We start from the raw sequence: 20413 nt of genomic DNA, 5'->3' as shown, positions 1-20413 counted from the left end.
CAAGCACACCGAGGAAAAAAATCATGGCAGCCACCGCCCCCATCGAACAGCTGATGCAGCACATTGCCGCCGAGTACGACAACCTGTCGCGCCAGTTGAAAGTCATCGCGCAATACATCGAAAAGCACCGGGCCAGCCTGATGCTCGAGCGCATCAGCGACATCGCCGCCGCCTGCGACGTGCAGCCGTCGGCCATCGTGCGTTTCGCGCAGCGCTTCGGCTACACGGGCTTTTCCGAAATGCAAGATGTGTTTCGCCAGGCGTACACGGACCAGGCCGGCGCCACGCCCGACTACCAGCAGCGCATCCGCAAGCTCATTTCCACGCGCGACGCGGCCCTCAGCGCGGGCGACTTGACGCGCGAGTTCGTCGGCGCCAGCCGCGCCGGCCTCGACGACCTGGCAGCCGGACTCGACGACGCCCAGCTGGAAGCGGCCGTCAACCTGCTGCTCAAGGCGGAAAACATCTATGTGATCGGCGTGCGCCGGTCGTTTCCGATCGCCTCCTACATCGCCTACGCGCTCGAACACACGGACAAGCGCGTGCACCTGATCAGCGGACTGGGCGGCATGCACCGCGAACAGATGCGCAGCGTGCGCGAACGCGATGTGGCGATCGCCATCAGTTTCTCGCCTTACGGCAAGGAAACCCAGCAGTGCATCAAGGCGGCGCAAGACAAGGGCGCCAAGGTCCTGGTGATTACCGACAGCAAACTGGCGCCGCTCGCGCGGGCCGCCGACGCGTTGTTGACCGTCACCGAGGGCAGCGCCTTCGCCTTCCGCTCGCTGACCAGCACCATCTGCCTGTGCCAGGCGCTGTTCATCGCGCTGGCATACAAATTAGAGCTCGACATCGAAGAAATCCACACCCCAGGAGAACATGATGATTGAAGTAGCGTTGTTCGGCGCCGGACGCATCGGCAAAATCCACGCGGCCAACCTGGCTGCCCAGCCCGGCGTACAGTTCAAGTACGTGGTCGACGTCAACCAGGAAGCGGCGGCCGCGCTGGCCGGCTTGCATGGCGGCAGCAGCGCCACGGTGGAAGCGGCATTGGCCGACCCGGCCGTCAAGGCCGTCGTCATCGCCTCCAGCACGGACACCCACGCGGACCTGATCCTGCGCTCGGCCGCTGCCGGCAAGGCCATCTTTTGCGAAAAACCCGTCGATCTGACGCTGGACCGGGCACGCGCCTGCGCCGCCGCCGTCAAGGAAGCCAAGGTGCTGTGCATGCTGGGCTTCCAGCGCCGTTACGACCCCACCTTCAATGCCGTCAAGACACGGATTGAAGCGGGAGAAATCGGCACGCCGGAATTGCTGGTCGTCACCAGCCGCGATCCCGGTCCGCCACCCGTCAGCTATATTCAGGTCTCCGGCGGCATCTTCAAGGATATGCTGATCCACGATTTCGACATCTTCCGCTGGATACTCGACGACGAAGCCGTCAGCGTGCACGCCACGGGCAGCTGCCTCGTCGATCCTGCCATCGGCGAGGCGGGCGACCTCGATACGGCCGTCGTCACCATCCGCACGGCGAAAGGACGTTTGTGCCAGATCAATGCCTCGCGCCGCGCCGCCTACGGCTACGACCAGCGCTTCGAAGTGCTGGGCAGCGCCGGCATGCTGCAGGCGGGCAACCACAAGCCGACGGAAGTGACGGCCTATGGCTCGTTGAACGTCAGCGTGGACAAGCCGGAAGATTTCTTCCTGGAACGCTACCGCGTGGCTTACGCGCAGGAAATGGCGCACTTCTTTGACGCCCTCACCCACGGCACGCCGCTGCGCACCACCGTGCACGATGGCTTGAAGGCACTGGAACTAGCCGAGGCGGCAACGCTGTCGTGGCGCGAACAGCGCGTCGTCACTGTATAAACCAATAATAAAGCTATCTGGAGACCACATGTCATCCCCAACATTAAAAGTCGGCATCGTCGGCCTGGGAAGGCTGGGCCAGCGCCACGCCATCAACCTGGCGCAGCGCGTGCCCAACGCCGAAGTAGTCGCCGCCTGCAGTCCCGTGCCGGCTGAACTGGACTGGGCCGCCAGCCAGCTCGGTATCACCACCGGCTATGCCGACTACGATGCGCTGCTGGCCCACCCGGGCCTGGACGCCGTCTTCCTCGTCACGCCCACCTCGCTGCATGCGGACCAGATCATCGCCGCCTTGCGCGCCGGCAAGCACGTGTTTTGCGAAAAACCGCTATCGCTGGACCTGGCCGACTGCCTGAAGGTGGAAGCGGAAGCGGCGCGCCACCCGCAACTGACCATCATGATCGGCTTCGTGCGGCGTTTCGACACCAGCTATCATGACGCACAGCAAAAGATCGCACTAGGGCTCATCGGCAAGCCGTATCTCGTGCGTTCGCAAACCTGCGACCAGAACGACCCCAGCGGCGCCTTCATGCGCTTCGCCCCCACCAGCGGCGGCATCTTCCTCGATTGCAGCGTGCACGATATCGACCTGGCGCGCTGGCTGCTGGGCAATCCCGTGCCCAAACGCGTGTATGCGAGCGGCACCAACGCCATCCACACGGGCTTGCAGGCGTTCGGCGACGTCGACAACGGCCTGGCGACGGTCGAGTTCAGCGACGGCAGCATGGCCAGCTTCATGGCTTCGCGCACCATGGCGCACGGCCATGAAACCCTGACGGAAGTGTTCGGCACAAGCGGCCGCCTGGCCGTGGGCAGCAATCCGCGCCTGAACCGGGTAGAAATTTCCGATGCGCACGGTGTGCGCAACGAATGCACGCCGGACTTCTATGCCCGCTTCGCCGACGCCTTTTTGATCGAGGCGCAGGAGTTCACGGATGCGGCGCTGGGCCGGCGCACCTTGTCACTGACTTTGCACGACGCGACGGAAGCGACGCGCATCGGCCTGGCCATGACGCAAGCGATGCGCGAGGCACGGCCCGTCGAGTTTTAAACCAAAGGCGGGGACTCAGGCGGCCGGCGCGGGAAATGGACGTTCGGGCTGCCTGGGCTCCACGGCCAGCCGCAAGCCCATGGCATCGAGGATGGCCGTCAAGGTGCTCAGCGAGGGATTGCCCTCGGGCGACAAAGTACGGTACAGCTGGGTAGGATTGAGCTTGGCCGCCTGCGCCACGGCGGGCACGCCGCCAAAGGCGCGCGTCAGCTGGCGCAGCACGGCCAGCAGTTCGCCATGGTCGCCATCGACGAGGATATTGTTGATCAGTTCAAGGGCCAGAGCGGGATCGTCGCGGTACAGTTCGGCCATCGCATCGTCATGCGAGCGGTCTCTCGGTGGTTTGCTTGGTTCCTCTTTCATGTCCTCTCTCCTTCCAGTCGTGCCAGCAGGCACAGGCGTATTCGATATCTTTCGGCTGCGTGCGCTTGTCGCCGCCGCACAGCAATAAAATGATCTGTTCGCCGGCGATGGCGTAATACACGCGGTAACCGGCCCCCACGTCGATGCGCAATTCCCACACGCCATCGTGGCAGAACTTGTGGTCGCCAAAATTGCCGGGAATCATACGCAACACGCGCCGGGCTATGGCCACCCTGGCCGTAGTATCGCGCTGGCGTTTCAGCCATTCCGTATATAAATCCCTGCCCGATGATGTCAGATAGTGCCGGATCTCGTACATCATATTCGTCCATAAACGAAGAAAGATCAAGGAAAAAATCACGTGGTTGCATAAAAAAGAAGACCACGCCATCTTGCGGCGAAACCGCATGACGCAGGTGCCGAATGCCGGGATCACTGATGTATATCAAGATGCGTTTCCCCAGTTACTGTAGAGAAATGATGTGGCGCGTACACGCCTCACGCGCATGCTATTGCGCTATACAATAAGCGCTGCCCAACCGCGAAAAACCCTGCCGCCATGACGAATAACGATAGCAACTCCCCTCCCCTTGCCGACGTGGCCGAACGCTACGTCAAGCTGGTCCTGGCCATGGGCCAGCACGATGCCTCGTACGTGGACGCCTATTACGGCCCGCCCGCATGGCAACAGGAAGCGGTAGAACAGCAATTGAGTTTGAGCGACATCAAAGCCGCGACTGACAAGGCGCTGGCCCTGCTGGCCGACGAACCTTGCCTGCGCGCCCTTAACCTGCGCAAGCAGTTGCACGCCGTGCTGGCGCGCGCGGACATGCTGCAAGGCGCACGCCTCGATTTCGATACGGAAAGCGCGCGCCTGTACGACGCCGTCTCGCCCCATCACAGCCGTGCGTACTACGAAGACCTGGTGGCGCAGATCGACGCCCTGCTGCCCGGTCCCGGCACCGTCAGCGCGCGTGTCAACGCCTTGCGCGCGCAACTCGTCATTCCCGCCGACAAGCTGCGTGCCGTCATGGACGCGGCCATCCGCATGGGCCGCGAGCGCACCCTGCGCTACATCGCGCTGCCCGACGGTGAAGATTTCGTATTGGAATTCGTCACCGACAAGCCCTGGAGCGGCTACAACTGGTACAAGGGCAACTACCAGAGCGTGATCCAGATCAATACGGACTTGCCCGTGTACATCGATCGCGCCGTCGACCTCGGTTGCCACGAAGCGTATCCGGGCCACCACGTCTACAACGTGCTGCTGGAACGCGACCTGGTGCGCGGCAAGGGCTGGATGGAATACTGCATCTACCCGCTGTATTCGCCGCAATCGTTGATCGCCGAAGGTACGGCCAATTACGGCATCGAACTGAGTTTCACGGATGCGGAAAGGCTGGACTTCGAACAGCAGGTGTTGTACCCGCTGGCCGGCCTGGACCCGGCGCTGGCGCCCCGCTATGCGCAACTCAATGCCTTGCTGGCCAAACTGAGCTACGCCGACAACGACATCGCGCGCCAGTACCTCGAAGGCAGCATCACGCGCGAAGAAGCGCTGGAATGGCTGGTCAACGTGCGCCTGTATCCGGCCGAGAAATCCGCGCAGCGCCTGCAGTTCTACGATGCCATGGGCGCGTACGTCATCAATTACAACCTGGGCCAGGACATGGCGAAAGCCTATGTCGAGCGCCAGGGCGCGACGCGTGCCGCGCATTGGGCCGCCTTCCGCGACCTGATGTCCTCGCCGCGCGTGCCCAGCGCGCTGCTGGCCTGACGCTGCCGCCGGCGCCTTACTGCGCCGGCAGGCGGATGGTCGCTTCCAGGCCGCCCTCGCGGTGGTTGGCCAGGCTCAGCTCGCCGCCGTGGGCCTGCACGATGCTGCGCGCAATACCGAGCCCCAGCCCCATGCCGTGCGCATTCTGCTCGCGGCCATGTTCCAGGCGCACATAGGGCTGGAACAGGCTGGCGAACGCCTCTTCGGCCACGCCGGGGCCGTCGTCGCGGATGCGGATGACGATGTGCTCGCCTTCGCGGCGCGCGGACAGGTGCGCCGTCTTGCCGTAAAACAAGGCATTGTCGAGCAAGTTGCCGATGGCGCGCTTGAGCGCCAGGGGCTTGGCCGTCACGCTCAGGCCCGTCTCCACGTAATGCACTTCGTGGCCGGCCAGCTGGGCGCCGCGCACCATGCGCTGCAGCAAGGCGTCGAGCCGCACCTCGGTGGCGTTTTCATGGATGTCGCTATCCTTCACGCATTGCAGCGCCCCCTTGACCATCATGTCCAGCTCGTCGAGGTCGTCGTGGAATTCATTGCGCTGCACATCGTCGTCGAGCAGTTCCGTGCGCAGTTTCAAACGCGTGATGGGCGTGCGCAAGTCGTGCGAAATCGACACGAACAGGCGTTCGCGGTCTTCCAGATAACGCTGGATGCGCTCGCGCATGGCGCCAAAGGCGCGCGCCGTCTGCACGAACTCGCGGCTGCCCGTCTGCGGCAGGGGCGGCGGCGTCTCGCCGCGGCCAAAGGCCTCGGCCGCATCCGACAGGGCCGCCAGCGGCCGCGTGGTCCAGCGCACGACTAGGATGGACAGCAGCAGCACGGCCGCCAGCGACAGCGCCTGCAGCAGTACCCGGTCCAGGGTCCAAGGGTTGCTGCTTTGCAAGAAATATGGATTCGGCATCAGCGCCGCCAGGTACAGCCAGTTGCCTGGTTCCAGTTCGGCCTGGATCACCAGCACGGGGGCCGGATTCGGTTTCAGCAGCAAGATATGCTGGACCCAGTTTTCCGGCAAGTCGCCGATGCGCGCGCCGCTGTCGGCCACCACCAGGTCGGCCGGCCAGGCGAAGCCCACGCGGTAGCCGGCCAGCTGCGGCAAGTCGCTCTTCAGCGCCGCACCCACGGTCGCCACCACCGTGTCGGCCAGTGCGTGCGGTGCGATTTCGCGGATGGCCAGCGGGCCCTGGTTGACGTTGACAAAGAAGCGCGTGCCGCCCATCTCGCGGAATTGCTGGATCAGGATGGGCCGGTAATTGGCGGGCAGGCTGAGAAAGAAGCGGATGGTGCTGCTGGCGCTGCGGGCCAGGTGCTGCGAAGCCATGCGCGCTTCCACGGCCGAGTCGCGGCGCAGTTGCGCGGCCCAGATCAGGTTACCCACCAGTTGCGTGGCCAGCACGCCGGCCACCATCACGACGGACAGGCGGCCCAGCAGCGATGGCGGCAGCAGGCGCTCGAGCAGGCGGCGCGCGCCCCGCTCAGGCATGCGCACTGCTGACGTCGGCCGAAAACACATAGCCGGCGCCGCGCACCGTCTTGATCAGCACGGGTTGCTTGCCATCATCCTTCAGGCGCAGCCGCAGCCGGCTCACCTGCACGTCGAGCGAGCGGTCGAGCGGCCCCGCGTCGCGCCCCCGCGTCTGTTCGCACAGCACGCTGCGGTCGAGGATATCGCCCGGATGCTCGACAAAATAGCGCAGCAGCTGGAAATCGAGGCCCGTCAGTTGCAGCGCTTCGCCGTCCGCGTCCGTGACCGTGCGCTCCAGCGTATCGAGCGTAAAGCCCACGAAGCGGTAGTAGCGTGGCGGCGGCGCCGCGTCGATGCCCGTGCGGCGGTGGATGGCCTTGATGCGCGCCAGCAATTCACGCGGACTGTAGGGCTTGGCGATGTAGTCGTCGGCGCCCAGCTCCAGGCCCACCACCCGGTCCGTCTCGTCGGAGCTGGCCGTCAGCATGATGATGGGCACGTTCGAGCGGGCGCGCACCACCTTGCACAGGGCAAAGCCGTCCGTGTCGGGCAGCATCACGTCGAGGATCACCAGCGACAGGCTGTCGACGTGGCGGTGGAATTCGGCCAGGAAGGTGGCGCCATCGTGCGCCAGGCTGACCTCATATTGATTCTTTTCCAAATATGCCTTCAACAGCATGCGGGTCTTTTGATCGTCGTCAACGACCAGGATTTTGCGTGACATGGTCTCGTCCTTTTTTATTCAGCGCCTGCAACATGCTGCCGATGCGGCGCTGGGCGTCGGCCGCGCTGATCGTCTCGTCCAGGAAATAGCGGTGCACCTCGGCGATGATGGCGTCCTTGCTGGTTTCATCGGTGGCCATGCGGTGCACGAGACTGGGCGCCTGGAAGGCGGCGCCGCGCGCGAACGCCTGCGCCGAGGCGCGCCCACAGCTGTCCAGGCGCGACAGATCGGCCTGGCGCAAGGCGGGAATCGAACCCTTTACCTGGCTGTACTCGAGCTGCACGGACGGCGAAGCGACCACCTGCGCCAGCTTTTCCTGCGCGCCCTGGTGCGTGTAGTCCGAAGCGAACATGGCCAGCGTATCGATGCTGTACAGGTGATAATCGCCCGTGTCGGGCGCGGCGGCGCAGCCGAAGACCTCGTCCGTGGCGCGGCCCCAGGCGTTCAGCTCGCCCTTTGCCCAGTCGCCCATGATGTACATGGCCGCCTCGCCATCACCGACCTGGCGCGCCATCTCGGGCCAGCTCTGTTCGCGCAGCGGCGCCGCCATCCATTGCTTGAGCGACCTCAAGCGCTGCAAGGCGTGCCGCAGGCGGGGGTCCGCATACGCCTCGGCTTTCTTGTCGACAAACAGGGCGCGGTAGTAGGCAGGCCCCGATTCGGCCAGCACCAGCGTCTCGAACAGGGTGGCCACTTGCCACGCCTCGCTGCTTTGCGCCAGCGGCGTGATGCCGGCCTGACGCAGCGTGGCGGCCACGCGCTCGAAGTCGCTCCAGCTGCGCGGCACGGCCAGGCCCAGGCGCTGGAAAATCTTGCGGTTGTAAAACAGCGTATTGATGCGGTGGATGCCGGCCGGCACGCCCATCGTATGGCCGCGGTTCTGCAGCAGGCCCCACACGGTCGGATACATGGTCGCGCGCCAGTTGTTGCTGGCGGCAACGCTGTCGAGCTGCAGCAGCAGGCCCAGGTCGCTCCACTCGCCCAGGGTATAGCCGATCAGCTGCATGACTTCCGGCGAATTGCCGGCCAGCACGCGGCTCTTCAGCACCTTGCCCGCGCCGACGCCGGCGCCGCCCGCGATACCCGCGTCGCGCCACTCGACGCCTTCCTGCGCCAGGCGCGCCACCAGCACGTCGGCCGCGCGGCGCTCGCCGGTCGAGGTCCACCAGTGCAGCACTTGCAGCGGCTCGGCCCGCACGGGCACGCCGGTCCACATCAGTGAGAGCAGTGCCAGTGCCGCCACGCCGCGACGGCGGGCGGCCCCGGCATGGCGGTCGGCGGTGCTGCGCGGTGGCGTCTTCAATGCTGTCCCCTTGTTCTTGTCGCGACAAACTATAGCCCAACTACAAAACAGCAGGTTGGTAATTTAGTCACCTGATTTGTAAAGAAACGTGAGCTTTTGTTGCGCCATCTTGCACGGCGTCCAGGCGGCCCCGCCCGCCCGACGCCCCGCACGGCGCGCCACGGCAGCGGCCAACGGTAAGGAAAGGTAAGCAAGCGCACCTGCAAATTTCAATATTATCCTTTGAAATCAACAAGATAAGAAATTATCGCCAGCGCAAAGCCGGGAGCTGGCGTCACATTTCCCCCGATGCTACTGTCCGCCAACTGCAGCGTATCAGGCAGCCAAACAAGACCAACACCAACAAGGAGACATCATGCGATTGCATGCACAAGGCGGCGTGGCCGCGCGCAACACATTGCTGGCCCTGCTGCTGGCCAGCGGCACGGCGCAAGCGGGCACGCTCACCATCGAAAGCTGGCGCGTGGACGACAAGACCCTGTGGGAAACGGTGCTCATCCCCGCCTTCCAGAAAAAGCATCCGGGCATCGAAATCAAGTTTTCGCCCACCGCCCCCACCGAATACGATTCCACGCTGAACGCGCGCCTGAGCGGCGGCACGGCCGGCGACTTGCTCGCTTGCCGCCCGTTCGACGTCTCGCTGGCCCTGTACAAACGGGGCCAGCTGGAAAAGCTCGACGGCAAGGCCGGCATGGAGAATTTTCCCGCCTCGGCCAAGGTGGCGTGGCAGACGGACGATGGCAAGGACACCTTCTGCATGCCGATCGCCTCCGTCATGCATGGTTTCCTGTACAACAAGAAAATCTTCCGCGAACTGAAACTGCAGCCGCCCGCCACGGAAGAGGAATTCTTCAAGGTGCTCGAAACGGTCAAGAAGAGCGGCAAGTATGCGCCGCTGGCGCTGGGCACGGCCGACCAGTGGGAAGCGAACCAGGTGGTGTTTACCAGCATCGGCGCCAATTACTGGAAGGGCGAGGATGGCCGCAAGGCGCTGATCGCGGGCAAGGCCAGGTTTACCGATCCGCAATTCGTCGGCGCCTGGGAATATGAAGCCCGGCTGGGCAGCTATCTGTCCAAGGGCGCCAGCGCGCAAACCTATGGCGACAGCCAGAACCAGTTCGCGCTGGGCAAGGCCGCCATCTACCCGTCCGGCTCCTGGGACATCGCCTACTTCAAGCAGGACCCGGAGCTGGAACTGGGCGCCTTCAACCCGCCCGTGCGCAAGGCCGGCGACAAGTGCTATATCTCGGACCACACGGACATCGGCATGAGCGTCAACAAGAAGTCGAAGAACAAGGAAGACGCCTACAAATTCCTCGCCTGGCTCGGTTCGCAGGAATTCGCCGACATCTACACCAACAAGGTGACGGGCTTCTTCTCGCTGTCGAACCATTTGATTTCCATCAAGGATCCGCTGGCCAAGCAGATGAACGGCTGGCGCGCCAGTTGCGCCTCGACCATCCGCCTGAACGCGCAAATCCTCAACCGGGGCGAACCGAGCATGGAAAACGAGCTGTGGAACGTCAACGCCCAGGTCCTGAACGGCAAGCTGGCGCCGAAAGACGCGGCGCGCCAGATCCAGGCCGGCTTTGCCAAGTGGTACAAGCCGCAGCAGTAATCCCCCCATCCTCCCCCCGCAACCGGCCTGAGCAATGCGATGCAGCGGCCCGGTGGCGCGGTTTTGCCGGCGGCCCCGCCGCCGGTGTTTTTATTCGTCTGGAGTTTCGCCGTGAAGAAAGCTTTCCCGTGGCACGTGGCCGTGTTCCTGGCCCCGGCGCTGCTCATCTACTCGCTGTTCAGCGCCTTGCCCCTGGCCGATACCCTGCGCCTGGGCCTGTACACGACCGATGAGGGCGGCCAGCACCATTTTGCCGGCCTGGCCAATTACGCCACCATCCTGTTCGACCCGCAATGGTCGCAAAGTTTCTGGAATGCAATGTGGAACAACTGCAAGTTTTTCCTCATCCACATGCTGCTGCAAAATCCCATCGGCCTGCTGCTGGCCACCCTCTTCAGCCTCAAGGGATTAAAAGGCGAGCGCAGCTACCGCACCCTGATCTTCCTGCCCACCTTATTGTCCGTGGTGATCATCGGCTTCATCTGGCAGCTGATCCTGTCGCCGCTGTGGGGCGTGGGCCAGTCGCTGATGGACGGCGTGGGCATCGGCAGCTATTTCGCGCCATGGCTGGGCCAGGAATCGACGGCCCTGCTGACCATCGCGCTCATTTCTGTTTGGCAATACATCGGCATTCCCATGATGCTGATCTATGCGGCCCTGCTGGCCGTGCCCGAGGAAATCATCGAGGCGGCCCACGCGGAAGGCGCCAGCGCCATGCGCATCTTCTGGCAAATCAAGCTGCCGCTGATCTGGCCCACCCTGGGACTGGTGACCATCCTGACGTTTGTCGCCAACTTCAATGCCTTCGACCTCGTGTACTCCGTGAAAGGCGCGCTGGCGGGGCCGAACTACGCCACCGACATCCTCGGCACCTTCTTCTACCGCACCTTCTTCGGTTACCAGGCCCAGCTGGGCAGTCCCACCATGGGCGCCGCCGTGGCCACCATGATGTTCCTCGTCATCCTCGCGGGCGTGGGCGTGTATTTCTTTTTCGTGCAGCGCAAGCTGACACGCTACGAACTGTAAGGGCCGCCATGCGCAACGTTTCCACCCGCCCCCTGGGCCGCGCCGCCGTGCACGTGATCCTGGCCGGCTACACCCTGATCGCGCTGTTCCCCATCGTCTTGATCCTGATCAACTCAGTCAAGACGCGGGCCGCCATCTTCGACAATCCGCTGGCCCTGCCCACGCCCGCCACCTTTTCCCTCGTGGGCTTTCACAAGGTGCTGGCCAATTCGGACTTCCTGCTGTATTTCGGCAACAGCCTGTTCGTCACCCTGCTGTCGCTGCTGCTGATCGTCCTGTTCGGCGCCATGGCGGCCTGGGCACTGTCCGAATACACGTTCACGGGCAACCGCCTGCTGACCCTGTACCTGGCGCTGGGCATCATGATCCCCATCCGCCTGGGCACGGTGTCCATCCTGGAACTGGTGGTGCGGCTCGACCTGATCAATACCCTGACGGCGCTGGTGCTCGTGTACACGGCGCAGGGCTTGCCGCTGGCCGTGATGATCCTGTCCGAATTCGTGCGCCAGGTGCCGCGCGAACTGAAGGATGCGGCGCGCTGCGACGGCGTGGGCGAATTCGCCATCTTCTTCCAGGTGATCCTGCCCCTGATCCGCCCCGCCATCGCCACGGTGGCCGTGTTCACCATGATTCCCGCCTGGAACGACCTGTGGTTCCCGCTGATCCTGGCGCCGTCGGACCGCACCAAGACCGTCACCCTGGGCGTACAGCAATTCATCGGGCAATACGTGACGGACTGGAACTCCGTGCTGGCGGCGCTGTCGCTGGCCGTCATTCCCGTGCTCGTCATGTACGTCATTTTCTCTCGTCAACTGATCCGCGGCCTGACGTCCGGCGCGGTCAAATAATAGGTGCACCATGGCCCATGTAAGCCTGCAACAACTGAGCAAATCCTACGACGGCCGCACGAACGTGCTGGCCGGCATCGACCTCGACATCCGCGACGGTGAATTCGTCGTGCTGGTGGGCCCTTCCGGCTGCGGCAAATCGACCTTGCTGCGCATGCTGTGCGGTCTGGAAAGCATTTCGCACGGCACCCTCTCCATCGGCGGCAAGGTCGTCAACGACTTGCCGCCCGCCGAGCGGGGCATCGCCATGGTCTTCCAGAGCTATGCGCTGTATCCGCACATGAGCGTATTCCGCAACATGGCCTTCGGTCTGAAGATCGCCGGCGCCGGCAAGGATGACATCGCCCTGCGCGTGCGCCACGCGGCCGCCATCCTGAAGATCGACCACCTGCTCGAGCGCCTGCCGCGCGAGCTGTCGGGCGGCCAGCGCCAGAGGGTGGCCATCGGCCGCGCCATCGTGCGCGAGCCGCAGCTGTTCCTGTTCGACGAGCCGCTGTCGAACCTCGACGCGGCCCTGCGCGTGCAGACGCGGCTGGAAATCGCCAAGCTGCACCGCCAGCTGAACGCCACCATCGTGTATGTGACGCACGACCAGGTCGAGGCGATGACCCTGGGCGACAAGATCGTCGTCATGCATGGCGGCCATATCCAGCAGGCCGGCACGCCGCTGGAGCTGTACCAGCAGCCGGCGAACCGCTTCGTGGCCGGCTTCATCGGCGCGCCCATGATGAATTTCTTCGAGGGCACAGTCCTTGCCGCCGCCGACGACGGCGTGCGCGTGGCCCTGGCCAGCGGCCAGGAAATCACGGCCCTCGTCGATCCGGCCGGCCTGCGGGCGGGCGAGGCCGTCACGGTGGGCCTGCGCGCCGAACACATCCTGGAAAACGGCGACGGCAGCGCCCGCTTCCAGGGCGTCGTCAGCCTGGTGGAACACCTGGGCGAGGCCAATTTCATCTACCTGAGCCTGGACAACGGCCAGGAACTGGTGATACGCGGCGACGGCAACAACCGCGTGCCGCTGGGCCAGCCGTTCACGGTCTCGGCCGCCAGCAGCGCCTTCCATCTGTTCGACGCGCAGGGCGTGGCGCGCACGCGGCGCCAGCCCGGCAACCTGATTTCCTCGAAACAGAATCTGGCCGCCTGAGCCTTCCCACCCAGGCGGCCGCCCCGATTGGATCGGCAGCGATCCCGTACGACGTGCCCAAGCACGCATTTTAATAACGACAAGGAGATTGTATGCAACACCCGATCAAGACCTCGCTGGCCCTCGCCTGCACCATGCTGCTGGCCTGCGGCGCCGCCCACGCCAGCGATGCCGAAGGCGAATACCATGGCTACTTCCGCGCGGGCCTCGGTTCGAGCACGGACAGCCGCGGCCCGCAAAGCTGCTACGGCCTGGGCGGCAACACCATGCGCTACCGGCTCGGCAACGAATGCGACACCTATGGCGAATTCGAATACCAGAAGGAAATGGCCAAGTCGCCCAACGGCGTCAGCTTCGTCGGCCATATCATGGTGGCAGCCTACACGCCCAGCTCCGCCGTCAGCGATTCGGACCTGAGCATGTCGAAGATGTACGTGGAAGCGAAAAACATACCCACGCTCAACGGCGGCACGGCCTGGATCGGCAAGCGCTACTACATGCGTCCCGACATCCACATGCTGGACTTGCAATATATCAATATGAACGGCACGGGCGGCGGCATCGACCAGTACAAGCTGGGACCGGGCCGCATCAGCTATGGCTTCTTCAAGGATAACGACAAGCCCGGCAACTCGGCCATCCGGCAAAACCTCGTCTACCAGGGCATCCCCGTCAACCAGGATGGCACGCTGGAAGTGCTGACCACCCTCATCACGCCCGACAAGAAGGACAGCACCTCGCACAGCGGCTGGCAGGCCACCGTGCTGCACAAGCAGGATAAAGTATGGGGCGGCGCCAACACCTTCGGCATCCAGTACGGCGTGGGGCCGGGCACGGGCGCCGGCGGCCAGTGCTGCGACCGCATGGGCACCACGGGTTCGATCCGCAACGGCAGCGACGTCACGCGCCTGCGCATCTTCAATTCGCTGTGGATACAGCCGACGCCCGAATGGAGCGCGGAAATGGTGGCCATCGTGCAGCGCGACAAGTCCAACGTCTCGGGCGGCAGTTCGACCTGGACCACCGTGGGCGTGCGCCCCGTGTATGCCGTCAACGACAACTTCAAGCTGCAGTTCGAGCTGGGCACGGACCGCGTGACCTCGCCCACGGGCGGCGCCGCCCAGCGCCTGACCAAGCTGACCTTCGCGCCCACCCTGACGGCGGGCAAGGGTTACTGGTCGCGTCCCGAGTTGCGCGCCTTCGTCACCTACGGCAAATGGAACGACGCCGCCACGGCCGCCGTCAACAAGGCCAACGAGTCCGGTCCCGTATACGGCAACGCCACCAGCGGCACCTCGTTCGGCCTGCAAGTGGAGACGTGGTTTTAAGAAACTGGCTTGATCTGGCGCAGTGCATGCGCCTGTCGGACTGTGCGAAATCGCGTGCCGCGCTATGCTGCTCGCCATACCGCTCACTTTGGAGGTCGCATGCACGCCGCATTCCCCCGGGCCGCCGCCGCGCTGGCCCTGTCTTTCGCCAGCATGGCCTGGTCCCGCGATGCCGCCGTCGCGCCCGCCCTCAGCGCGCGCCAGCAGGCGCTGATGTCCACCGTGGCGGGCAGCGCCGCCCATCCGCGCATCCTGCAGGTGCGCCTCGATGAATTGCATCCGACCCAGCCGGCCATCGGCTACGACCAGGTGTACTACAAGCTGGGGCGCTATGCGGCCGAAGAAAAGCACATCGCGGACATCGCCAAGCCCAGGAAATTCGCCGACCTGTGCGAAGCCAATGGCCAAGGCGACGTCTTGCCCAACACGGCCAACGTGGCCGGCGCCACCCTGGCCGCGCCGCCGGCCGGCTACCGCTGCAAGGCGGCCGTGGGCAGCCGCCCGGACGACATGAAGACCGTCGTCATCGGCCCGCGCGGCCTCGTGTACCTGACCGATGGCCACCACACGTTTTCCGCCTTCCGGGAAGCCGATGGCGGACGCAATCAGCAATTGCAGGTCTGGGTCAAGGTCAGCGACAATTTCAGCGCGCTGGACGACGCGGCCTTCTGGACCCGCATGCGCGCGGAAAACAAGGTCTGGCTGAAGAACGGCCGCAACCAGGCCATCACGCCGCAGCAGCTGCCGCCCGCCATCGGTCTCGCATCGCTGGGCGACGACCCGTACCGCTCGCTCGTCTATTTTACGCGCGGGATCGGCTACGAGCCGCCAGAGCACGCCACGGAATTTCTCGAGTTTTACTGGGCCGACTGGCTGCGCCGCATGCCGGCGCTGGACCTGGCGCGTGTCGACCTGCGCGATCCGGTCGCGTATGCCAATGCGATCCTGCTGGCCGCGCAGGCAATGGCGGCGCTGCGGCCCGGCGACAGCGTCAGCGGCGGCAAGAGCGCGCGCGAACTGGGCGCCCTGCGGGAAGTCAACCGGGAAGCGTTCGATGAGCTGATCGGCGACAAGGGCAAGCTGCGCCACGCCATCGCCTATAAAAAATCGCTGGCGCAATAAGCGCGGCGGCGTAAACGACAACGGCCCGCCTGTCATGCGACAAGCGGGCCGTTTTCTGTTGCGGATGCCGGTTACGCGATACGCTCGCCGTTGGCCGGGTCGAACAGGGCCGCTTTCGACAGGTTGAACGACAGCTGCATGGTCTGCCCCGGCAGCACCGCTTCGCGCGGGTGCGTGCGGCAGGTCACGGCGGCGCCGTTCAGGCGCGTCGTCAGCAAGGTGTCGGGGCCGGTCGGCTCGACGAGGTCGATCAGGCAACCGAGTTCCTGGCCCACGTCGCCGTGCGCGCTGCTCATGTCCGTGATCTGTTCCGGGCGCACGCCCAGGATCACGTCGCGGCCCGCATAGCTGCGCAGCTTGTCGGCGGCGAACGGCAAGGCCAGGCGCATGCTCTTGCCCGCATTCTCGATGGCGGCAAACACGTCGTTGCCCTCGATGACAGGCTTGACGGTGATGAAGTTCATCGACGGCGAGCCGATGAAGCCGGCCACGAACAGATTCGCCGGATTGTCGTAGATTTCCTGCGGCGTGCCCAGTTGCTGCACCACCCCATCCTTCATGACGGCGATCAGGTCGCCCATCGTCATCGCCTCGATCTGGTCATGCGTGACGTAGACGATGGTGGCCTTCAGGCGCTGGTGCAGCAGCTTGATCTCGGCGCGCATTTCCACGCGCAGCTTGGCGTCCAGGTTCGACAGCGGTTCGTCGAACAGGAACAGCGAGGGCTTGCGCGAGATGGCGCGGCCCATGGCCACGCGTTGACGCTGGCCGCCCGACAGCTGCGCCGGGCGGCGGTCCAGCAAGTGCGTGATCTGCAGCGTTTCGGCCACGCGCGAGACGATTTCTTCCTGCTCCGCCTTCGGCACCTTTTTCACGTTCAAGCCAAACGCGATGTTTTCGCGCACCGTCATCGACGGGTACAGCGCGTAGGACTGGAACACCATGGCGATGTCGCGGTCCTTCGGCGGCAGGTCGTTGACCACCTTGCCGTCGATGAGGATTTCGCCCGAGGTGACGCTTTCCAGGCCGGCCACCATGTTGAGCAGGGTCGACTTGCCGGAGCCGGAGCCGCCGACGAGGATCAGGAACTGGCCATCCTTGATCTCGATGTCGATGCCCTTGAGGACTTCGACGCCATTCGTGTACACCTTGCGGATGCTGCGTATCGATAAACTGGACATATTCTTTCCTTAACCTTTGACTGCGCCTGCGGTCAGACCGCGCACAAAATAACGGCCTGCGACCAGATAGACCAGCAGGGTCGGCAGCGCGGCAATCACCGCGGCGGCCATGTTGACGTTGTATTCCTTCACGCCCGTGGACGTGTTGACCAGGTTGTTCAAGCCCACCGTGATCGGCTGCGAATCGCCGCTGGCGAAGACGATGCCGAACAGGAAGTCGTTCCAGATCTGCGTGAATTGCCAGATGATGCAGACGACGAAAATCGGACCCGAAATCGGCAGCACGATCTTGCGGAAGATCAGGAAGAAGCCGGCGCCGTCGATGCGCGCCGCCTTGATCAGTTCTTCCGGCACGCCGATGTAATAGTTGCGGAAGAACAGGGTCGTGAAGGCCGTGCCGTACACCACGTGCACGAAAACCAGGCCGGTAGTCGTATTGGCCAGGCCGAATTCGCCCAGCAAACGCGCCATCGGCAGGATCACCACCTGGAACGGAATGAAGCAGCCCACCAGCAAGGCGGCGAACAGGATTTCCGAACCGCGGAAGCGCCAGTGCGCGAACACATAGCCGTTGAAGGCGCCCAGGAAGGTCGAGATCAGCACGGCGGGAATCACCATCTTGATCGAGTTCCAGAAGAACGGCTGCATGCCGTCGCAGGTGACGCCCGTGCAAGCCGAAGACCAGGCCTTGGCCCAGGAATCGAACTGCCACACGTGCGGCAGTGCCAGCAGGTTGCCGCTGCGGATCTCGTCGAGCGACTTGAACGACGTCGACAGGGTCACGTACAGGGGCACGATGTAGTACACCGCGAACAAAATCAGCAGCAGGTATACCACCACCCGTCCGAGGGTGAGTCGATTATTGCGGGTAGGTGTCATCTCATCGCCTTTGCGCTGCGCGTTTCCAGGTACATCAGCGGCACGAGCACGGCCACGATGGTGGCCAGCATCATCATTGCCGATGCCGAGCCCAGGCCCAGCTGGCCGCGGGTGAAGGAAAACTGGTACATGAAGATGGCCGGTACGGACGACGAGTTGCCCGGTCCGCCAGCCGTCAGTGCGATGACCAGGTCGAAGCTCTTGATGGCGATATGCGCGAGGATCAGCAGCACGCTGAAGAACACGGGACGCATGGCGGGAATCACGATGCGCCAGTAGATCGTCGGCAAGGACGCGCCGTCGACTTGCGCCGCCTTGATGATTTCGTCATCGATGCCGCGCAGGCCGGCCAGGAACAGGGCCATGACAAAGCCCGATGACTGCCATACGCCGGCGATCACCACCGTGTAGATGGCCATGTCGGAGTTCACCAGCCAGTCGAAGGTGAACGAGGTCCAGCCCCAGTCGTGCATGACCTTTTCCAGGCCCAGGCTGGGATTGAGCATCCATTTCCAGGCCGTGCCGGTGACGATGAAGGACAGCGCCATCGGATACAGATAGATGGCGCGCAGCGCGCCTTCGGCGCGGATTTTCTGGTCCAGCAGGATGGCCAGGAACAGGCCGATGGCGATGCTGCAACCGATGAACAGGACACCGAAGATGCCGAGGTTCTTGAGCGAGGTCCACCAGCGCTCGTTGTCGAACAGCTCGTAATATTGCACCAGGCCGGCGAACTCGTAGTTCGGCATCAGCCGCGATTCGGTCAGCGACAGCCAACCGGTCAAAAAGATAAAACCATAGACGAATACCAAGCTGGCGATGAGCGTGGGGCCCAGCACCATCTGCGGTATCCATCGGTCGAATTGCTTGCGTATGGACATAGGACAGCCGTAGAAGTAGAACTGCGTGTGGCGCCGGCCTGGCCGAAGCCAGGGCGGACGCCTGCGATGCATGCGATGCAGCGGGCGCCGGCGAGAGTGCCGGCGCCGTCGTGATTACTTCACTTTTGCCGCTTTGGCCAGCGCTGCAACCGCGTCTTTCGAGCTCATGTTGGTATTCATGAACTTGGCGATGACGTCGGTCACGGCGCCTTGCGTGGCCGATGCCAGCGCCATGCCGTGGGCGAACGATGGCACCAGGCCGCCGGTCTTGTTGGTGGCGTCCATGTCTTCCATCGATTTCAGGGCGCAAGCGTCAAACTTGTCCTTCGATACGCCGGAACGCACGGGGATGGAGCCCTTGTTCAAGTTGAAGATCGACTGGAACTTCGGATTCATGATGGCGTTGGCCAGGGCGATCTGCCCTTTCTTCGCATTCGCATCCTTTTGCGTGAACATGGCAAACGAATCGATGTTGAAGGTGTAGGCCTTGTCCGTGCCAGGCGCTGCCACGCACAGATAGTCCTTGCCCGGCACCTTGCCGGCGGCCGTGAACTCGCCCTTGGCCCAGTCGCCCATGAACTGGAAGCCGGCCTTGTTGTTGATGACCATGGCGGTCGCCAGGTTCCAGTCGCGGCCTGCCGCATCCTTGTCGATGTAGGTCTTCACCTTGCCCAGGGTGTCGAACACCTTGAGCATGGTCGGACCGGTCAATTCCTTCTGGTCCAGCTTGAGGATGGCTTTCTTGTAGAACTCCGTGCCGCCCACGCCCAGCGCGACGGATTCAAACACGGTGGCGTCCTGCCAAGGCTGGCCGCCGTGGGCGATCGCGATGCCGCCCGATTTCTTGATCTTCTCGGCCGCGTCGAAGAACGCATCCCAGGTGGTCGGGGTGGTGGCCACGCCGGCTTTTTTCAGCACTTCCGGATTGACCCACATCCAGTTGACGCGGTGGACGTTGACGGGAGCGGCAACATAGTGGCCCTTGTATTTCATGATGTCGGCGACGACTTTCGGCAGCACGGCATCCCATTTGCCTGGAATGGCGGCATCATCGATATTGGCCAGCACGCCTTCGGCGCCCCACTCCTGGATCGATGGGCCCTTGATCTGCGCAGCCGTCGGCGGGTTGCCGGAAATGACGCGGGTTTTCAGCGCGGTCGCGGCGTTTTCGCCAGCGCCGCCAGCCACGGCGAAGTCTTTCCAGCCGAAGCCGCTTTCCTTCACGATTTGCTGCAACTGGCCCACGGACTTCGCTTCGCCGCCGGAGGTCCAGTAGTGCAACACTTCCACGTCGGTCGCAAAGGCGCTGCCGGCGAATGCCAGGGTGGTCAATGCGGCCAGTTGGGTAATCTTGAATTTCAGTTTCATCTCCACATTCCTTTTTTGATCAAGCTTTTAGGGGGCTTCGGCATACGGGGCCGAAAAAGGTGAAATCTGCGCCTGTACCGGCGCTCTTGTGCTCAGACCCGCTTGCAAACGGGCATCATCTTGGTGTAAAGACGGCGCCGTGATCCATGACATGACTACATTGCATTTATATCACGGGACGGCGCCAAAAACGCATCCGCGAAGGATGCGCCAGGTTGATCTGCATTACAAACGTCAACACTGAACAAAACCGTCGCGAGCGGCAGTGATTTGTGGCTAAGAAGCGCAGCCGGGCTAAAGCCCGGTGAGCATCGCAGGCCGCAAAGCGCGCCGCGCAGCAGGTTTGGTTCGGTGTTTAGAACCAGGTTTCCACCTGGAAACCGTAGGAAGTACCGCTGGTATTGTTGTTGTAGATCGGGCCGCCGTTGTTCGACGCATTGACCGAGGCGGTGGCCGCATCGTTCCATTT

The 20413-nt window shown here is 63.6% G+C and carries 19 protein-coding genes; 10 read left to right on the top strand and 9 right to left on the bottom strand.

The genetic code is table 11. From position 1 onward, the window contains the following. Positions 1 to 23: 23 nt before the first annotated feature. From AC1Q6X_RS27315 to AC1Q6X_RS27305, 3 genes are read left to right on the top strand one after another with little or no spacing between them, the layout of a single operon-like run. On the top strand, positions 24 to 890 hold the full coding sequence (locus AC1Q6X_RS27315; protein WP_034757651.1) for a MurR/RpiR family transcriptional regulator: 867 nt from the start codon (positions 24 to 26) through the stop codon (positions 888 to 890). Beyond that, on the top strand, positions 883 to 1869 hold the full coding sequence (gene iolG / locus AC1Q6X_RS27310; RefSeq protein ID WP_492498957.1) for an inositol 2-dehydrogenase: 987 nt from the start codon (positions 883 to 885) through the stop codon (positions 1867 to 1869). The genes AC1Q6X_RS27315 and iolG overlap by 8 nt, the downstream gene beginning before the upstream one ends. Positions 1870 to 1897: 28 nt before the next feature. Beyond that, on the top strand, positions 1898 to 2920 hold the full coding sequence (locus AC1Q6X_RS27305) for a Gfo/Idh/MocA family oxidoreductase (protein WP_492420250.1): 1023 nt from the start codon (positions 1898 to 1900) through the stop codon (positions 2918 to 2920). Positions 2921 to 2935: 15 nt separating this feature from the next. Here the strand turns inward: AC1Q6X_RS27305 and AC1Q6X_RS27300 are convergent, their stop codons facing one another. Both AC1Q6X_RS27300 and AC1Q6X_RS27295 read right to left on the bottom strand, forming a co-directional pair. Further along, positions 2936 to 3283, bottom strand: a complete 348-nt coding sequence (locus tag AC1Q6X_RS27300; protein WP_099408596.1) for a helix-turn-helix domain-containing transcriptional regulator — start codon at positions 3281 to 3283, stop codon at positions 2936 to 2938. After that, entirely contained in the window at positions 3240 to 3605 is a 366-nt protein-coding gene (locus tag AC1Q6X_RS27295; RefSeq protein ID WP_492420253.1) for a type II toxin-antitoxin system RelE/ParE family toxin, read from the bottom strand. The genes AC1Q6X_RS27300 and AC1Q6X_RS27295 overlap by 44 nt, the downstream gene beginning before the upstream one ends. Before the next feature lie 237 nt (positions 3606 to 3842). On the opposite strand from AC1Q6X_RS27295, the gene AC1Q6X_RS27290 reads away from it, so the two are divergent. Then, complete coding sequence (locus tag AC1Q6X_RS27290) at positions 3843 to 5060, top strand: hypothetical protein (protein WP_492498952.1); 1218 nt, start codon at positions 3843 to 3845, stop codon at positions 5058 to 5060. Between the two features lie 16 nt (positions 5061 to 5076). Here AC1Q6X_RS27290 and AC1Q6X_RS27285 read toward each other — a convergent pair whose 3' ends face one another. The 3 genes from AC1Q6X_RS27285 to AC1Q6X_RS27275 are packed head-to-tail and all read right to left on the bottom strand — an operon-like array spanning position 5077 to position 8549. Then, on the bottom strand, positions 5077 to 6540 hold the full coding sequence (locus AC1Q6X_RS27285; protein ID WP_070218101.1) for an ATP-binding protein: 1464 nt from the start codon (positions 6538 to 6540) through the stop codon (positions 5077 to 5079). After that, complete coding sequence (locus tag AC1Q6X_RS27280; protein WP_492420257.1) at positions 6533 to 7246, bottom strand: response regulator; 714 nt, start codon at positions 7244 to 7246, stop codon at positions 6533 to 6535. Before AC1Q6X_RS27280 ends, AC1Q6X_RS27285 begins: the two co-directional genes overlap by 8 nt. Continuing rightward, positions 7221 to 8549 carry an ABC transporter substrate-binding protein gene (locus AC1Q6X_RS27275; protein ID WP_409026583.1) on the bottom strand — a complete coding sequence of 443 codons (1329 nt, stop codon included), beginning with the start codon at positions 8547 to 8549 and terminating at the stop codon, positions 7221 to 7223. The genes AC1Q6X_RS27280 and AC1Q6X_RS27275 overlap by 26 nt, the downstream gene beginning before the upstream one ends. 355 nt (positions 8550 to 8904) lie before the next feature. Between AC1Q6X_RS27275 and AC1Q6X_RS27270 the strand changes: the two genes are divergently transcribed. The 6 genes from AC1Q6X_RS27270 to AC1Q6X_RS27245 all read left to right on the top strand — a co-directional run bounded on the left by AC1Q6X_RS27270 (position 8905) and on the right by AC1Q6X_RS27245 (position 15635). After that, positions 8905 to 10167 carry an ABC transporter substrate-binding protein gene (locus AC1Q6X_RS27270; protein WP_492498951.1) on the top strand — a complete coding sequence of 421 codons (1263 nt, stop codon included), beginning with the start codon at positions 8905 to 8907 and terminating at the stop codon, positions 10165 to 10167. A gap of 111 nt (positions 10168 to 10278) precedes the next feature. Next, entirely contained in the window at positions 10279 to 11193 is a 915-nt protein-coding gene (locus tag AC1Q6X_RS27265) for a carbohydrate ABC transporter permease (RefSeq protein ID WP_492498950.1), read from the top strand. An 8-nt stretch (positions 11194 to 11201) separates the two neighbouring features. Next, a complete protein-coding gene (locus AC1Q6X_RS27260) occupies positions 11202 to 12041 on the top strand; it encodes a carbohydrate ABC transporter permease (protein ID WP_070218105.1) in 840 nt (279 codons plus the stop codon). Between the two features lie 10 nt (positions 12042 to 12051). Next, positions 12052 to 13185, top strand: coding sequence for an ABC transporter ATP-binding protein (locus tag AC1Q6X_RS27255; RefSeq protein ID WP_492498949.1), 1134 nt, complete (start codon positions 12052 to 12054; stop codon positions 13183 to 13185). Between the two features lie 92 nt (positions 13186 to 13277). Next, entirely contained in the window at positions 13278 to 14513 is a 1236-nt protein-coding gene (locus AC1Q6X_RS27250) for a maltoporin (RefSeq protein ID WP_070218107.1), read from the top strand. A 99-nt stretch (positions 14514 to 14612) separates the two neighbouring features. Beyond that, positions 14613 to 15635, top strand: coding sequence for a ParB/Srx family N-terminal domain-containing protein (locus AC1Q6X_RS27245; RefSeq protein WP_230505513.1), 1023 nt, complete (start codon positions 14613 to 14615; stop codon positions 15633 to 15635). Positions 15636 to 15706: 71 nt separating this feature from the next. Here the strand turns inward: AC1Q6X_RS27245 and AC1Q6X_RS27240 are convergent, their stop codons facing one another. From AC1Q6X_RS27240 to AC1Q6X_RS27225, 4 genes are all read right to left on the bottom strand, one after another. After that, the gene (locus AC1Q6X_RS27240) at positions 15707 to 16816 is read right to left on the bottom strand and encodes an ABC transporter ATP-binding protein (RefSeq protein WP_409026588.1); all 1110 of its coding nucleotides are present in this window, start codon (positions 16814 to 16816) and stop codon (positions 15707 to 15709) included. Positions 16817 to 16825: 9 nt separating this feature from the next. Then, positions 16826 to 17695: a carbohydrate ABC transporter permease gene (locus AC1Q6X_RS27235; RefSeq protein WP_070290751.1), complete on the bottom strand. Its 870-nt coding sequence runs from the start codon at positions 17693 to 17695 to the stop codon at positions 16826 to 16828. Next, a complete protein-coding gene (locus tag AC1Q6X_RS27230) occupies positions 17692 to 18576 on the bottom strand; it encodes a carbohydrate ABC transporter permease (protein WP_034777935.1) in 885 nt (294 codons plus the stop codon). The genes AC1Q6X_RS27235 and AC1Q6X_RS27230 overlap by 4 nt, the downstream gene beginning before the upstream one ends. A gap of 114 nt (positions 18577 to 18690) precedes the next feature. Continuing rightward, positions 18691 to 19944 (bottom strand): ABC transporter substrate-binding protein, encoded by a 1254-nt coding sequence (locus AC1Q6X_RS27225; RefSeq protein ID WP_077402988.1) that lies wholly within the window; start codon positions 19942 to 19944, stop codon positions 18691 to 18693. Positions 19945 to 20413: the final 469 nt, after the last annotated feature.

Source organism: Janthinobacterium sp. GW823-FHT06H09, assembly GCF_058794735.1.
Note: the sequence above shows the minus strand (reverse complement) of the source record. Positions and strands in the feature narration are given on the sequence as shown.

Bases quoted from the DNA above. Each gene is read 5' to 3' on its own strand.
- AC1Q6X_RS27235 (WP_070290751.1), bottom strand. From the start codon at position 17,695: ATGACACCTACCCGCAATAATCGACTCACCCTCGGACGGGTGGTGGTA.
- AC1Q6X_RS27315 (WP_034757651.1), top strand. From the start codon at position 24: ATGGCAGCCACCGCCCCCATCGAACAGCTGATGCAGCACATTGCCGCC.
- AC1Q6X_RS27225 (WP_077402988.1), bottom strand. From the start codon at position 19,944: ATGAAACTGAAATTCAAGATTACCCAACTGGCCGCATTGACCACCCTG.
- AC1Q6X_RS27280 (WP_492420257.1), bottom strand. From the start codon at position 7,246: ATGTCACGCAAAATCCTGGTCGTTGACGACGATCAAAAGACCCGCATG.
- AC1Q6X_RS27300 (WP_099408596.1), bottom strand. From the start codon at position 3,283: ATGAAAGAGGAACCAAGCAAACCACCGAGAGACCGCTCGCATGACGAT.
- AC1Q6X_RS27245 (WP_230505513.1), top strand. From the start codon at position 14,613: ATGCACGCCGCATTCCCCCGGGCCGCCGCCGCGCTGGCCCTGTCTTTC.
- AC1Q6X_RS27260 (WP_070218105.1), top strand. From the start codon at position 11,202: ATGCGCAACGTTTCCACCCGCCCCCTGGGCCGCGCCGCCGTGCACGTG.
- AC1Q6X_RS27305 (WP_492420250.1), top strand. From the start codon at position 1,898: ATGTCATCCCCAACATTAAAAGTCGGCATCGTCGGCCTGGGAAGGCTG.
- iolG (WP_492498957.1), top strand. From the start codon at position 883: ATGATTGAAGTAGCGTTGTTCGGCGCCGGACGCATCGGCAAAATCCAC.
- AC1Q6X_RS27295 (WP_492420253.1), bottom strand. From the start codon at position 3,605: ATGATGTACGAGATCCGGCACTATCTGACATCATCGGGCAGGGATTTA.
- AC1Q6X_RS27250 (WP_070218107.1), top strand. From the start codon at position 13,278: ATGCAACACCCGATCAAGACCTCGCTGGCCCTCGCCTGCACCATGCTG.
- AC1Q6X_RS27290 (WP_492498952.1), top strand. From the start codon at position 3,843: ATGACGAATAACGATAGCAACTCCCCTCCCCTTGCCGACGTGGCCGAA.
- AC1Q6X_RS27240 (WP_409026588.1), bottom strand. From the start codon at position 16,816: ATGTCCAGTTTATCGATACGCAGCATCCGCAAGGTGTACACGAATGGC.
- AC1Q6X_RS27230 (WP_034777935.1), bottom strand. From the start codon at position 18,576: ATGTCCATACGCAAGCAATTCGACCGATGGATACCGCAGATGGTGCTG.
- AC1Q6X_RS27285 (WP_070218101.1), bottom strand. From the start codon at position 6,540: ATGCCTGAGCGGGGCGCGCGCCGCCTGCTCGAGCGCCTGCTGCCGCCA.
- AC1Q6X_RS27255 (WP_492498949.1), top strand. From the start codon at position 12,052: ATGGCCCATGTAAGCCTGCAACAACTGAGCAAATCCTACGACGGCCGC.
- AC1Q6X_RS27270 (WP_492498951.1), top strand. From the start codon at position 8,905: ATGCGATTGCATGCACAAGGCGGCGTGGCCGCGCGCAACACATTGCTG.